This is a genomic window from Novosphingobium oxfordense (genome assembly GCF_044029435.1).
Classification (GTDB): Bacteria; Pseudomonadota; Alphaproteobacteria; order Sphingomonadales; family Sphingomonadaceae; genus Novosphingobium.
Window position 1 is genome coordinate 1,894,543 of the sequence record NZ_CP147008.1, and the last position, 13,680, is coordinate 1,908,222.

The following is a 13,680-nucleotide window of genomic DNA, read 5'->3' on the forward strand; positions in this document are numbered from 1 at the left end:
ATGACCATCGCTCTCAATTCCAACTTTCATTCGATTTCGGCCGGATCCTTGAGGATCCGGCCCACAGAACTGCGCTAACAGGAGAATTGCCTTGAAGACCAAGCTCATGGCCGGCGCATCGGCGCTGACTCTGGTGATGATCGCACCCGGAGTGGCCGTTGCCGTTACGCCCACCAATTGCGGCGTGCCCAATACCTCGTCCGATCCCAACGTGGCGTCCTGCATTTCGACTTATACGGACGGGATCGTCTACGATCAGTCGACCTACGGCACCCCGGCGGACCTCAAGGCGGACCTCTACGGTACGGTCGTCGTCACCACGGCCACTGTCGATACGGGCGTGAGCATTACCGGTTCGGCCGACCATGATGCGATCATCGGCGCGCGCAGCGGTTCGAAGGTCACTGGAACCGTCACCGGCCTGCTGACGCGAACCACCGGGACCGGCGATGCCGTCATCGAGAACCACGGCACTGTGAATGCCGGCGCGCTCGGTGCGGTTGCCAACGCGAACGGCACCGGCACGGCCACGATCACCAATGCCAGCGACGGCACGGTCACGGTAACGCAACCAGTCGGTTCGACCGTAACCACCGGCGCGGGGCTTGCCATTACCGGCACGAACGGCGGCGCAACCAACCAGGGCATCGTCAATGTCTCGTCCGCTGCCGCGGCCGGTACCAGCCTCTATGGCATTCAGGGTACGGGGCTTGGCGGCGGCACGATCGCGCTTACCAATGCCAGCCAGGTTACCGTGACCACCGGCGACGCGGACGCGATCGGCATCGGCACGTTGCCGAGTGCGGGTAACGTTGCCGCGACCAACACCGGCACTCTCGCGGTCTCTTCAGGTGCCGGTAATGCCACGGGCTTTCTTGCTCTGGGCGATACGACGGCTGGCACGACTGCGCTGACCAATAACGGCGCCTTCTCGGTCACTTCGACGGACGGCGATGCCGTGGGCATGTCGGCCCAGCAGCGCAGCGATGTGGCGATGGCAGCCACGCGCACCAGCGCTGCCAGCACGTTCAACGTTTCCGGTGCCAATGCGACCGGCTTCGAAGTGATCGATGCCACTGGCGCGGTCAGCGTGACCGGGACCGGCCAGTACGTCCATGTCACCGCGACCAACGACGCAACCGGCGTTTCTGTAGCCGGCGGCACGACGCAGACGGTTTCCTTCGCACCTGCCACCGTCAGCGGCACCGCCTATTCGGGCGATCTCGACGTCAGCGGCGGCGGTGATGCCAGCGGCGTGGTGCTGAGCGGCGCAACGGACGCGGTTTCCGTGGGCTTCACCGGCGCGAACCTGACCGTCACCAGCACGGATGCGGGGGCCAAGGGCATCGATGTGACCGGCGGCAGTTCGGTGGACATCTCCGTGCAGCCGGGCAGCGGCAACGGCGCTTCGTTGACGGTTTCGGCGGCACGCGGCGATGCCACCGGCATCTCGACCTCCGGCGCGACCGGGGCGCAGAGCGTCACTTTGGGTGACCTGTTCAGCGTGACGAACTCGGCCGGCTCGGCCACGGGCATCGCGCTGGAAGACGGCACCGATCAGACCGTTTCGCTGGCCTACGGGGCAACGATCAACGGTTCGGCCAATGCTGCCGCCATCAGCCTTTCCGGCGGCACGGGCAATCTTTCGGTGACCAGCCTTGGCGCGCTTTCCGTCGACGGCGGCGCGGGCACGGCCTATGGCGTTTCGGTGCGCGATGGCGCCAGCCTGCAGGTGAAGCTTTCCGGTGCTCTCCATGTAACTGGAACGGGTCCGGCTTATGGCGTGCAGGCTTTCGGCAGTGCCGGCACCGTGGCGATCACAGCGGCAGACACCGTCGATGTCACCAGCACGGACAGCTATGCCATCGGCGCTTACGTTTACGGCGGGACCGATGTTGCGATCGACTTCGCCAAGGGGCTGAACGTAGAGGGCAGCGACTGGGCAGGCGGCGTGTTCGCCTATGGCAGCGGCGCTCTTTCGATCACTTCGGCGCAGGACGTCTCGGTGACGAGTGCCGACGGATATGCCCTTGGCATCGGCATGGAGGGCGGCTCCTCCCAGACCGCAACTCTCGGCGGCAATCTCGTCGCTAGCGGGTCGGGTGGCTACGGAGTGTATCAGAGCGATGCCTCCGGCCCGGTTTCGCTGGAAATTGCAGGCGATTTCACCGGCACCGACCTGTCCGAGGGCCTTGTCCAGCAGGCAGGTACTACCCAGTCGATCGATCTGGGCGGCGATTTCTCGCTCTCCACGGCAAGCGGCGATGTCTACGGCGTTGAACTCGTGGATTCGACCGATACCGCCAGCCTGAATGTCGACGGTACCTTCACCCTTACGGCAAGCGACGGATCGGCATTCGGCGTCAACCTGGGCGGCAATGACGCCACGGTGTCGCTGGCGCAGGGTATGACGGTCTCGGCGGCGGGTTCGTCGGCGGTTGGCCTTTCGGCCTCGCTCGACGGCGCGGCGAACGTCACGCTTGGCGGAGCGCTTACGGTCACCAACGACCCTGCTTCCGTCGGCGGCACCGCAACCGGCATCTCGATCGAGAGCACCGGCGCGCAGACGGTTGCGCTGGCCGGCCCGGTCACCGTTTCGGCGGACGATGCGGTGTCTGGCATCGAACTGTTCGGCGATACCGGCGCGATCTCGCTTGCGGCCAACGATCTGGTTTCGGTGACGAGCGCCAGCGGCACCGCGCAGGGCGTGACCGTCGATGGCGGCACCGACCAGACGGTCACGCTGACGGGCGGTCTTACGGTCGAGGCGGCTGGCAATGCCGGCGGCGTGGAACTGGCGGACGGCACCGGCACGGCGACGTTGCACCTTCCTGCGGCGGTCACGGTCACCAGCACCGGCGGTACGGCCACCGGCGTTCTTGCGAACTTTGGCAGCGACCTTGTGGTCGATGGCGGTGGAGCGATCACCGCATCGGGCGTGTCGGGTGCCTATGGCGTGCAGACCACCGACTTCACCGGCAGCCAGAGCCTTGTGCTGGGCGACGTATCGGCCACCACGCAGACGGGTGAAGTGTTCGGCGTCACCCTTGCAGGCAGCGGTGCGATCGGCCTGACCGACACCGGCAGCATTGTCGCCACGGCGGAAAACGGCACGGGTGCCGGTGTTTCGCTTGTCGGCAACGGCCCGGATGGCGCGATTACCGCTTCGCTGGCCGACGTTCAGACGCAAGGCGACGGCGTGCAGGGCGTGATCCTGTCGCAGACAGGCACCGGGGCCACCGGCGCGATCACGGCGACCTTGGCCTCTGTTGCCACGACGGGCGCCGATGCCAGCGGCGTGACCGTGCGCGGTGCGGATGAGGGCACGACCTCGGTCACCTTGGGCGGCTCGGTCGCTTCGCCGTTGCTGCGCGCGGCGGTGGTCGATCATTCGGGCGGTGTCTCGACCCAGGGCGACAACGCCAACGGCGTGAACTTCTACGTCGGTAACGGTGCGGGCTCGCTGACCAACCTGGGCACGGTCACCACCTCGGGCGCGAATGCCATCGGCATTGCGGCCCAGGCCACCGGCACCGGATCGATCGAGATCGACAGCTGGAACGTAGTAACCAGCGGCGCCGGCTCGGACGGGATCACCGTCCAGACCGGCAGCGGCGCACAGAACCTGACGGTTCAGACCGTGGCCGTAACCGGTGTGGACGCGCGCGGCATCGTCGCCACGTCTGGCAGCGGCGCGATCACGCTGGCCAGCACCAGCGTTTCGGCAGCTTCCGGCGATGCCATCAGCCTGACTTCGACCAGCGGGGACATTTCCGCCTCGCTGGCCAGCGGCGGCTCCACCACTTCGAAGACCGGCGCAGGCCTTGCCATCACCACGGGCGGCAGCGCTGCAGTGACGCTGGGCACCACCGCCACGCTGAAGGGCGCGACCTACGGCCTCGTCTCGGATGCCGAGGGCGGGCAGACCGTCGTGCTTTCGGGCACCGTTGGCGCGGACAGCAACCATGCCGTCGCGCTTTCGGGAGGCGCTGCGACGCTCACCAACAATGGCACGATCAACGGTTACATGACCTTCGATACGGCCTCGACCACGCTGACCAACGCCGGCACCTGGAATGCCCAAGGTGGCAACAGCACGTTCGCGGGCAATGCCACGGTGATCAACAGCGGCACGCTGAACGTCAACGCGGCGGCTGCCGCTGCGGCGACGATGAAGCTGACCGGTGTTACCACGTTCCGCAACTCCGGCACGATCAGCCTTGCCAATGGCCATACCGGCGACGTGCTCGATCTGGGCAACGCGGCCTTCGTAGGCAGCGGCAATTCGCGCGTGGTGCTGGACGCCAACCTGGGCGCCAGCGCGGTGGGCAGTAATGCGGCGCAGTCGGCCGACCAGCTCAACGTCGGCGCGGCTTCGGGCACGACCACTATCGTCATCGACGATCTCAGCGGCAGCACGGCGGCGAAGTTCAACTTCGACGGCATCCGTCTGGTGAACGCCACCTCCGCCACGGCCGGTGCGTTTGTTCTGGACGGCGGCGCGGTCAACAAGGGCTTTGTCGACTACCAGCTCGTCACCGATGCGAACGGAAATGTCGATCTGGTCGGCGTGCCCAGCACGCAGGCGTTTGAACTGGTGCGCACCGGCGCCGAAGTGCGCCACTACTGGCGTCGTTCGGGCGATGCCTGGTCGGATCAGATGCGCGCCATGGCATCGCAAGAGGGCATTGCGCTCTGGGGCCAGGTCCTTGGCGGCAGCGAAACCAATCGCTCGCGCCCGGTCTATTCCGAAACCGTGCTGGGCACCGCCACCACGTTCACGCCCAACCTTGACGTGCGTGACACCTGGTGGGGCGGCCAGTTCGGCGTAGACTGGGGCCACGGCGGCAACCAGAGCGGCGACTGGGGCGTCGGCGTGACCGGCGGCTACGTCTCGCAGGAAGGCAAGGTGAAGTCGACCGGGGACCGCATCAAGCTGGATGGCGGCAACATCGGCCTCTATGCGCGCTATCGCAGCGCCGACGGGTTCTTCGCCCATGGTCTGGCGAAGCTCGATCGCTATTCGCTGAAGTACGAACTCGGCAACGGAGCCAGCGCGCCGAAGACCAACGCGACCAGCTATGGCGTGGAGATCGAGGCTGGATACCACTTCAACACTGGCATGCTGTTCCTTGAACCGTCCGCCAGCGCTTCGTGGACCGATTCCAATCTCGATGGCTTTGCGGCAACGCAGGGCGGCGTCGGCGCGAAGTTCGATCATGTCCAGAGCTTCTATGGCCGCGCGGGCCTGCGCGCCGGTATCGAGACGCATTCGGGCAACTGGTCGATCCAGCCTTATGTCGGCGGTAACTGGGAAGGCGAATTGAACGGCCAGCCTGGCGCCACGCTGTCTTCGGGCGGTGAAGACCTCTACTTCCGCGACGATGCCGAAGGCGGCCGCGCTCGCTGGGAAGTGGGCGTTCAGGGCGCATCCGAAGGCGTCTCCGCTTTCGCCAAGGTGGAAGGCGTGACCGGTTCGGGCAGCAGCGGCGTAGCCGGACGCGCAGGCGTTTCCTTCCGCTTCTGAGCGATACGGGTTCGAAAATGAAAGGCCGGCGCACCACGGTGCGTCGGCCTTTTTCATGGGTTTTGGGTTTGGTGCCGTGGTCCTACGTCGAAATGGTCGGCCGGCGCGTGAGGAAATCGGCTTGGGCGAGCATGGTGCTTGCGGGAGAGGTTGCAGTTTCCGGCACGCGCGTCGAGGATCTATGAACCGTGTTCACCGCCACGCGCGGAATGCAAGGAGCCTTCCAGCTTGCCTGAGTCTTCCGAAACGCCTGCCGGTCCCTCGGGCGCGATCATCGTTATGGGCGTCAGTGGCTGCGGTAAGTCTACGCTCGGGACTGTACTGGCCAAAGCGCTGGACTGCGCCTTTCTGGAAGGCGATGCCTTCCACTCGGTGGAGGCGGTGGAAAAGATGCGCGCCGGGCAGGCGCTGAGCGACGCGGATCGCTGGCCGTGGCTCGACCGACTGGGAGAGGCTGCCGCCAAGGCCGTTTCGGAGCGAGGCCGCGTCGTGGTTGCATGCTCGGCCTTGAAGGTCGTCTATCGTGACCGCCTGCGTGCGGCGATTGGCGCGCCCGTTCGTTTCGCCCTGCTGCAGGCAAGCCGTGAGAAGCTCTACGCGCGGATGAAAAATCGGCCAGGGCATTACATGCCGGCCAGCCTGCTCGACAGCCAGCTTGCCACGCTGGAGTATCCGCTGGATCGCGAGAACGCATTGGTTCTCGATAGCGAGGAATCGCTCGAAATCCTGCGCGACCGCGTCCTGACGGCATTTCGCGGGCATTGAGTTCACGGCATCAGGCGCCGGCGGCCTTCCCATAGGTGCCAGCGCATGGCCAGCGCGGCACCCTCCGGATCCTGCGCGCGGATCGCTTCCACTATGACTTCATGCTCACGCAGCATCGTGGCGATGACGTCCGGTGCGCGGGAGCGCGAGATATCGACGCCTGCGCGCATGATCTTCTCCACATAGGGCCAAAGCGCGTCGAACGCGGCCAGGAAGGCGGGATTGCCCGTTGCCGCCGCGATACGGCGGTGCAGTTCCATGTCTTCGGCATGGGCCGGGGCGTTGGAGAGGAGGGCGGCGCGCAGCATCTCCAATCCCTCCTCCACATGTGCCATTTCCTGCGAAGTGCGGCGCGTTGCGGCCAGCCGGGCGGCTTCCGCCTCCAGTACAAAGCGCACTTCGTAGCTGCCCAGCGTGGCCGGCAACTCGCTCATGGGCATGTAGGCGGCCAGCCGGTCCGATGGCCGGCTCTTGACGAAAGAGCCGGCACCGCGCCGCGCTTCGGTAATCCCGTCGGAAGCCAGGCGCACCAGTGCCTCGCGCACGATGGCGCGGGAAACGCCGAAGATCTCCGCCAGCTTCGCCTCGGACGGAAGGCGCGAGCCGACCTCCAGATTGCCGGACTTGATGATCTCGACGATGCCCGCATAGGCATGATCGGAAAGGCGTGGCTGGTTCATCGAAGCTCCGGCTCTAGAACAGGCTGCTGCCCACAAGCACCAGCAGGAGGCCGACCACCGCCACAACGGTTTCCATGATCGACCATGTGCGGAAGGTACCGGGCATGTCGGTGCCAAGGTAGCTTTTCACCAGCCAGAAGCCCGGATCGTTTACGTGAGAGAAGAACACCGATCCTGCGCCGATGGCCAGCACCACCCATTCCGGTGCTACCCCGGAATGGGCGACAAGGCCGGTCATCACGCCGGCCGTGGTGATCGTGGCGACGGTTGCCGAACCGGTGGCGAGGCGGATGCACACCGCGATGCCCCAGGCCAGCAGCAGCGGAGAGATCGCGCCGCCGCCGGCAAGGCGAACCAACATGTCGGACAGGCCGGCCGTGACCAGCACTTGCTTCAGTGCACCGCCCGCGCCGATCGCCAGCAGGATGCCGCCGGCCGGGGCCATCGCCTCCGCCCAGATCAATTCCTGGATATGCCGCTCGCCAAGGCGTCGCCCGAACAGCAGCGGCAAGGCGCAGAGGTTTGCCAGCAGCAGCGCGATAACCGGATCGCCCATCCAGCGCAGCCAAGCCAGCCGATCTGCCAGCGACGGCGGAGCGAGAACCACGGCCTGGCCTGCCCCGATCAGCACGACGGGTAGCAGAACCACCGCCAGCGCCCGGCCGATGGAGGGAGTTGCGATGTCGATCGTCCTGGGCGCAAGCAGCGGCGGGCTGAGCTTGACACCGCGCGCGGTGAAACGCGCGAGCACTGGTCCGGCGATGATCGCGGTGGGTATCCCCACCAGCAGTCCATAGGCGAGTGTAAGCCCAAGGTTCGCGCCCAGCGCGTTCACGGCCAGGAGCGGCCCCGGATGCGGCGGCACCAGCGCATGGACGACCGTGAGGCCGGCCAGCGCGGGCAGCATCAGCCTCAGCTTGGAATCGTCGTCATCCAAGCCTTTCGGCAAGGCTGCGGCGGCCGACGCGACGATCGGTAGCAGCAGCACCAGACCGGTTTCGAAGAACAGCGGCAGGCCGATCAGCAGCGCGGTGAACAGGCTTGCCCAAGGCGCGCCCCTGACCCCCGATACGCCAAGTGCGGCGCGGGCCAGCCCGGCCGCGCCTTTCGACAACTGCAGCATCGCGCCGAGCCCCAGCCCAAGCGCCACCACCAGCCCGGTGCCGCCTAGGATGGTGCCGGCACCTTTCTCTACTGCCTTACCAGTATCGTTCAACGGCATCCCGGCAAGCACACCCACCGTGAACGCGCCGCAGAGCAGCCCGACGAATGGGTGAAGGCGGCCACGGACGATGAGTGCGATCGAAAGAGCGATGCCGGCGATGGCGGATAGGATCAGCTTGATATCTTCCGGCGTCATGATTGGCCGGTTCCGATCGCGCAGCGCTTCCATGGGCCGAACGACTGCGTTCGGCGAAATGACAGCGTCATTCCCCACCTCTCCTGTGTCTTGTTTCTGTTTTGACGGGATAGTTCCGCCGGATTTGTTGGACAGGTTATAGCTGCGTAGCAGCCGTATTCCAGCTCAATCCATGCCGAGAGCCACATTTTCGCGAAATCTGTCAGACCGATTTTCCTGTCGCCATGCCCGGAAATAGTGGCGGCGGACTATGGTCATGCTTGGAGCTTCGCCGGAGATGCTCCGGGCACATGCGTTCCGGCGATTTCGTGAACGGACTGTCGGTAATTCGGGCGGCAATTTGGCAGAGCCGGCAACTTACTGCGAATGGCCCATTATCTCCAGATAGCGGGCTTCGGCGACGCCGTAGAACGGGCCGCAATATTTGATGAGCCCCGCCCGATCGCGTATCTGCACCAGTCCGCGCGTGGCCTTGATCCAGCGCTCGGCCTCCAGATTGTGAATGGCATGCGTGATGCTTGCGCGACGGACGCCCAGCATGATCGACATGTTCTCGTGCGTCAGTGGAAGGTCGTCCTGACCGATCCGGTCATGATACATCAGCAGTTTTCGCGCGAGCCGCTGCTGGACGGTCGCCCGCACCCCGGCACTCGCGGCCAGGCTGAGTTGGACGATCTGGGTCTGGATATAACGCAGCAAGTAGGCCAGCAGCGTCGAACTGCTTATCACCAGGGCCTGGAATTGCTCACGGTCTAGGGTCAGCGCCGCGCCTTCGATCTGAACGCAACTGTCGCGTTGGGGGAACAGATTGCAGATGGCGCTCGCGCCGACGATGCCTTCGCAGCCCACTACTCCCACTTCCAGCGGCGTGCGGATATCGCTGGTCTCCAGGTTGGAAATGACGCCGGTTTCGATGAAGTAGATCTTCTCCTGAAGCTCTCCGCGGCGTTCCAGATAGCTGCGCGCGGCCAGCGTCTCGTTGCGCAGCAGCGGGCGCAAACGCGCTCCATCGTCAGGCTGCATGCCCAGCAACAACCTGTTGCAGGTCCATCTTTGGTCCAGCCCGCCAATCATTGGCAGAATCCTCCCCCTGACTCCGACGCCAGGAGTTTTTCCATGTTATCAAAAGAGTGCAACTGCCGATCTTCGTTGCGGTTCCCAAAAATATTCCGAATTAAAATGCGGTATTAGTAAATAAAGGGAATTTACTCATTAATTTTGACACCGGTAACCGCGAGTGGTAGCCGTATGGGCCCAATGTACGGGGCCGTACAAAGATTTCCTCTTTGTTGCATGTAAGATCCCCGCTAAGTATTTCGTCGAGGTTCTGGAGAGGGCTGGATAGTAGAGAATATACGATTCCAGAATTGTCTGAAGAGTTATCCGGCGGGAAAGACAGCGCCTGATTACTCAAATTCCTTGGATGGAGGATTTGTCATGGGCTTCGCCGCAAGGGGAAATCGGCCGCGTGCGTCATCTTATGTCCCCGCGCCGCCACACAGATCATGGTCTCATGAGGACAGGGACGGGCGGCCATCGCTTACCCCCACTGAATCGCGGGCGCTTCAGCAACGGCTCTGGGCCGTATTTGACGGCGACTGATTGTATCTGAAGTTGTTCCGCGTCGCGCCAGACGCATTCTAGCAAAGGTTGGCAAATGATTGCATTCACCGCGTTCGGAAACGGTTTCGACCATGCCCAATCATTGAACGAGCAGATTTCCTCCAATGCAAAAGCCGCAGTCGAACAGTTTTTGACCAGTGGGCAAGAAATTCAGGCCCAGTTCGCCAACCAGGCTGCCGCCGCCCGCAATCGCCTTATTACTTGCCTTGACGAACTGGCGCGATCGCCGGACGCCGCTGCGGCCTCTCAGGTCGGGGCCCACTTCTTCACCGCTTCCATGAGGGACATGGGGGAAAACCTGACCCAATGGAGCCAACTGCTGATGCGGGGCTTCGATGCCCCAATTCCGGCACCGGCGCAGGCGGAATAGGCTGATCACCGGGGCATCCGATCCGGAAGCCCCGACAGATGTACGACCCAGACTAGGCCTCGGACGCTTGCGAGCGTGCGAGGCCTCATTGTGGTTTGGGCATGCCTCCGAGCGGGATGCCCAACGCAGTATCCGCGCGAGGCCCCGAGGGGAAGGGCATCGCGCGGCGGGGGGGAGATACTGCCGGGGCCGAAGCGCGAATGGTGCGCCCCGGCCTCGGGAAAAGCGTCAGAAGTGGTAGGCGACGCCGACCAGTGCCTGATGGCGGTCAAAACCGTTGCCGTTGCTGCCCAGGTCCGAATAGCGGTACTCGAGGCGCGCGGTCACGTTGTCGAGGATCGCACGTTCCACGCCGCCGCCGACACTCCAGCCGTCGAAGGTTTCATGGCCCTGCGCCACGCCGTCCGAAACGCGGGCGCGCATGTTCTCGTAGCCGCCCCGTACATAGAGCATGGTCTTGGGGGTGACGAGGTAGCCGGCACGGGCGGACAGGTCGAATGAGTAGTTCGGGTCTAGGACCGCGGCGCCGCTGCGCACCGCATCGTCCGCGCCCAGATTGAAGCCGCTTTCGGCACCAATCACCACGTTCGGCGTGATCTTGTAATTGTAGCCGGCGAAAGCGCCGCCGGTGAAGGAATCGCGGCTGTCGCGCACGTCAAGGTCGCCAATGTCGGTATCGGCGCCGCGCACGCGGTCATGGTTCCAGCCGGCCTGCACACCGACGTAAGGGCCCTCGAACGCATCCGCAAATGCGGGGGAGACTGCGAACACCGATGCTGCGGCGAGGATCCCTGCTACGAACGTCTTCATTGTTGTTATCCCTGTATTGCTGTCCTCCTGGACAGGGGCGATATGGTCCCTTGATCGCGCCGGGATAATTCCAATAGTGTTCGACAGACTGTTTCCCTAGCGGAGACAATCGCATGGCCTTTCGGCAGTTCTCCGCCATCTTCGGGTGCGCTTCCATCGGCGGGGATGCCGGGTGGTGCGCCGGGCATGCGTGCCGGGCAGCAAGACAGGCGGGGCCGCGCCGGGACAATTCGTTACATCTTATAATGTTTCATAACGTTGCCCGTCAGCGGCAGTTCACACTCGAATTGGCAAATTAGGGGTTCTGGACAAGACAGGATTATCGAAATGGCTGGCAGGCTGCAAAAGGCGGGAGCGTATATGATGGTGGGGCTGGTCGCCGTGACGACGCCTCTCGCAGGCGCTTCGGCGCAAGATTACCCGCCGCCTGGATCGTACGATCCCTATTCGCCTCCGCCGCCGCCTTCACCCCCTCCGCCGCCGGCGCCTTATGAACCATATCAGGGGCAGTATGACGGCCAGAACCAAGGCCAGTATCAGGACCAGTACCAAGGCCAGTACGGGCAGCCTTATGCCTCGCCGCCGCTGGACAGCTACGCCAACACGGCTCCGCAAGGGTATGACGGGTCACAGCCGCCTCCGCCTCCGCCGGGCTATCAGCAAGACCCGGCCTACGCGCAGCAGATGGATCAGGACCGCTATTACGAGGCGCATGCGGAGGACTGGGCGCAGCGTTACTGCGTGCGGTCGGGCAACAACGCCGGTTCGGGTGCCTTGATCGGCGGCCTGCTAGGCGCGTTGCTTGGATCGAGCGTCGCCGGGCGGCATGATCGCGGTGCCGGTGCCGTGGTCGGCGGGGCCATGGGCGCGGTCGGCGGTGCGGCGGTCGGCAGCGCGAGTTCCGGAGAAACCAGCCCCGGCTGCCCTCCCGGCTATGTCGTGCGCGGTGGTGCGCCGGCGTTCTATTACCAGAGCTATGGCGAGCCCTACTATTACGCGGCACCCGTCTGGTATCAGCCGTGGATATACGTAGGCAACCGCTGGACCTACCGCCCCTATCCCTATCGCAACTGGTATTATCGTCACTATAGCTACGGCCGTCCGTACCATGGCTACTACGGCGGTTATCGGGGCGGCTACCACGGCCATTACGGTGGCCCGCGCCGTTGACCGGCTGAGAAATTGCAGCGGAGGAGGGCGATGATCGTCCTCCCCTGCTAGGGCGTAAACTCATAAATGGCACCATCGAGGCGCCCAAATGGCGAACAACTCGGGCCGAAGGGACCGCCGGGCGGGCTGGCTGCCCGTCCAAGGTCGCTTCGGTTCGAGATGGAAGCCATTTGGGCGTCCCTTCGGGATTTGACCAAAATGGTCCATCGCTGCGTCAGGAAGCCTTGAAATATCGACATATTCCGGCGCCTTCCCTTCTGGCGCTGAACCATTTTGCCTCAAACCTCGATGGTGCCATTTATGAGTTTACGCCCTAAAAGGAGCCGTCAGTCTTCGAAGGTCGCTTCGCTGGTGAAGAACGGCTGATCGGCATAGTGCTCGATGAAGGCGCGTTGGGCGGCCGACATCCCCAGACGCGTGGCGAAGACCATGTGGATGATGCCTTCGGCCGTATGCCATTGCGGTAGAACGCGTTCGAGGCGATTTCGCACCATATCATCGCGGCAAGCACGTTCGTGAAGCAACGCGATGCCAAGGCCGTTCAACGCGGCATCGCGCACGATGCTGGAATCGTTGCTGCACAGGCGCGGCTGATGGAAACAGCGATGCTGCTGGCCATCGTCGCCGACAAGGTCCCAGCGGTGGTGCTCGGCATGTTCGCCCACCGACAAAGTGGGGAACCACTGCAGCGTCTCGATCGTCACCGGTGCCGTCAATTCCGCCAGAAATTCCGGGCTGGCTACCAGAATCCGCTGGCCCCGGCCCAGTTGGCGCATCGTCAGCGAGAGATCGGTTTCCTTCTCGACATCCACGCGCAGGGCGATGTCATAACCTTCGCGGATGATGTCCACGCGGCGGCTGGTCAGGTGCATGTCGACGCGCACCAGCGGATAGCGGGCCAGGAATGAGGCCAGCCGCTCCGCCCCCAGGAAGCGGGCGAGGCCGGGCGGGCAGGTGATCCGCAGCAGGCCGCTCACATCCTCGCGCGCGCGTTCGGCAATGGCGCGCGTGGCGGCCAGCCCTTCCGCAATGATCTCGCACTGGCGATAGACCTGCCGGCCGACTTCGGTGATCCGCACGTTGCGGGTCGATCGTTCCAGCAGGCGGGCGCCCAGTTCCCGCTCCAGCTTCGCCACGCGCTTGGAAAGCTTGCCCCGCGCCTCGCCCGTGGCGCGTTCGGCGGCGGAGAAGCCGTTGTAACGCACGACCATCGCGAAGCTGCGCAAGTCGTCGAGATCCATCGCACGTTCCCTTTCTGTGGCCCTGGCTGGTGCCATTCCCGTCCCGGCACGCGAATGCAAGTCGCTTCGGGGATTGGTCCGGCGCGCAGGGCCAACGGGCAGGCGGGATCGCACCGGCCATTGTTACGGGAACC

At 64.3% G+C, this 13,680-nt stretch carries 9 protein-coding genes; 4 read left to right on the forward strand and 5 right to left on the reverse strand.

What is annotated here, in order from left to right:
- The first annotated feature begins 91 nt into the window (after nt 1–91).
- The gene (locus WBP07_RS30930; protein WP_395397067.1) at nt 92–5,527 is read left to right on the forward strand and encodes a hypothetical protein; all 5,436 of its coding nucleotides are present in this window, start codon (nt 92–94) and stop codon (nt 5,525–5,527) included.
- A gap of 279 nt (nt 5,528–5,806) precedes the next feature.
- The gene (locus WBP07_RS30935; protein ID WP_395398287.1) at nt 5,807–6,292 is read left to right on the forward strand and encodes a gluconokinase; all 486 of its coding nucleotides are present in this window, start codon (nt 5,807–5,809) and stop codon (nt 6,290–6,292) included.
- 2 nt (nt 6,293–6,294) lie between these two features.
- On the opposite strand, the gene WBP07_RS30940 is transcribed toward WBP07_RS30935, so the two are convergent.
- The 3 genes from WBP07_RS30940 to WBP07_RS30950 all read right to left on the reverse strand — a co-directional run bounded on the left by WBP07_RS30940 (nt 6,295) and on the right by WBP07_RS30950 (nt 9,355).
- Entirely contained in the window at nt 6,295–6,972 is a 678-nt protein-coding gene (locus WBP07_RS30940) for a FadR/GntR family transcriptional regulator (protein WP_395397068.1), read from the reverse strand.
- Nucleotides 6,973–6,985: 13 nt separating this feature from the next.
- On the reverse strand, nt 6,986–8,332 hold the full coding sequence (locus WBP07_RS30945; RefSeq protein ID WP_395398288.1) for a gluconate:H+ symporter: 1,347 nt from the start codon (nt 8,330–8,332) through the stop codon (nt 6,986–6,988).
- 357 nt (nt 8,333–8,689) lie between these two features.
- Complete coding sequence (locus WBP07_RS30950) at nt 8,690–9,355, reverse strand: Crp/Fnr family transcriptional regulator (protein WP_395397069.1); 666 nt, start codon at nt 9,353–9,355, stop codon at nt 8,690–8,692.
- A gap of 634 nt (nt 9,356–9,989) precedes the next feature.
- Between WBP07_RS30950 and WBP07_RS30955 the strand changes: the two genes are divergently transcribed.
- Nucleotides 9,990–10,325, forward strand: a complete 336-nt coding sequence (locus tag WBP07_RS30955; protein WP_395397070.1) for a hypothetical protein — start codon at nt 9,990–9,992, stop codon at nt 10,323–10,325.
- A 228-nt stretch (nt 10,326–10,553) separates the two neighbouring features.
- Here the strand turns inward: WBP07_RS30955 and WBP07_RS30960 are convergent, their stop codons facing one another.
- Nucleotides 10,554–11,135: an outer membrane protein gene (locus WBP07_RS30960; protein WP_395397071.1), complete on the reverse strand. Its 582-nt coding sequence runs from the start codon at nt 11,133–11,135 to the stop codon at nt 10,554–10,556.
- Between the two features lie 327 nt (nt 11,136–11,462).
- Between WBP07_RS30960 and WBP07_RS30965 the strand changes: the two genes are divergently transcribed.
- Entirely contained in the window at nt 11,463–12,305 is an 843-nt protein-coding gene (locus WBP07_RS30965) for a glycine zipper 2TM domain-containing protein (protein WP_395397072.1), read from the forward strand.
- Between the two features lie 326 nt (nt 12,306–12,631).
- Here WBP07_RS30965 and WBP07_RS30970 read toward each other — a convergent pair whose 3' ends face one another.
- Nucleotides 12,632–13,546: a LysR family transcriptional regulator gene (locus WBP07_RS30970; protein WP_395397073.1), complete on the reverse strand. Its 915-nt coding sequence runs from the start codon at nt 13,544–13,546 to the stop codon at nt 12,632–12,634.
- Nucleotides 13,547–13,680: the final 134 nt, after the last annotated feature.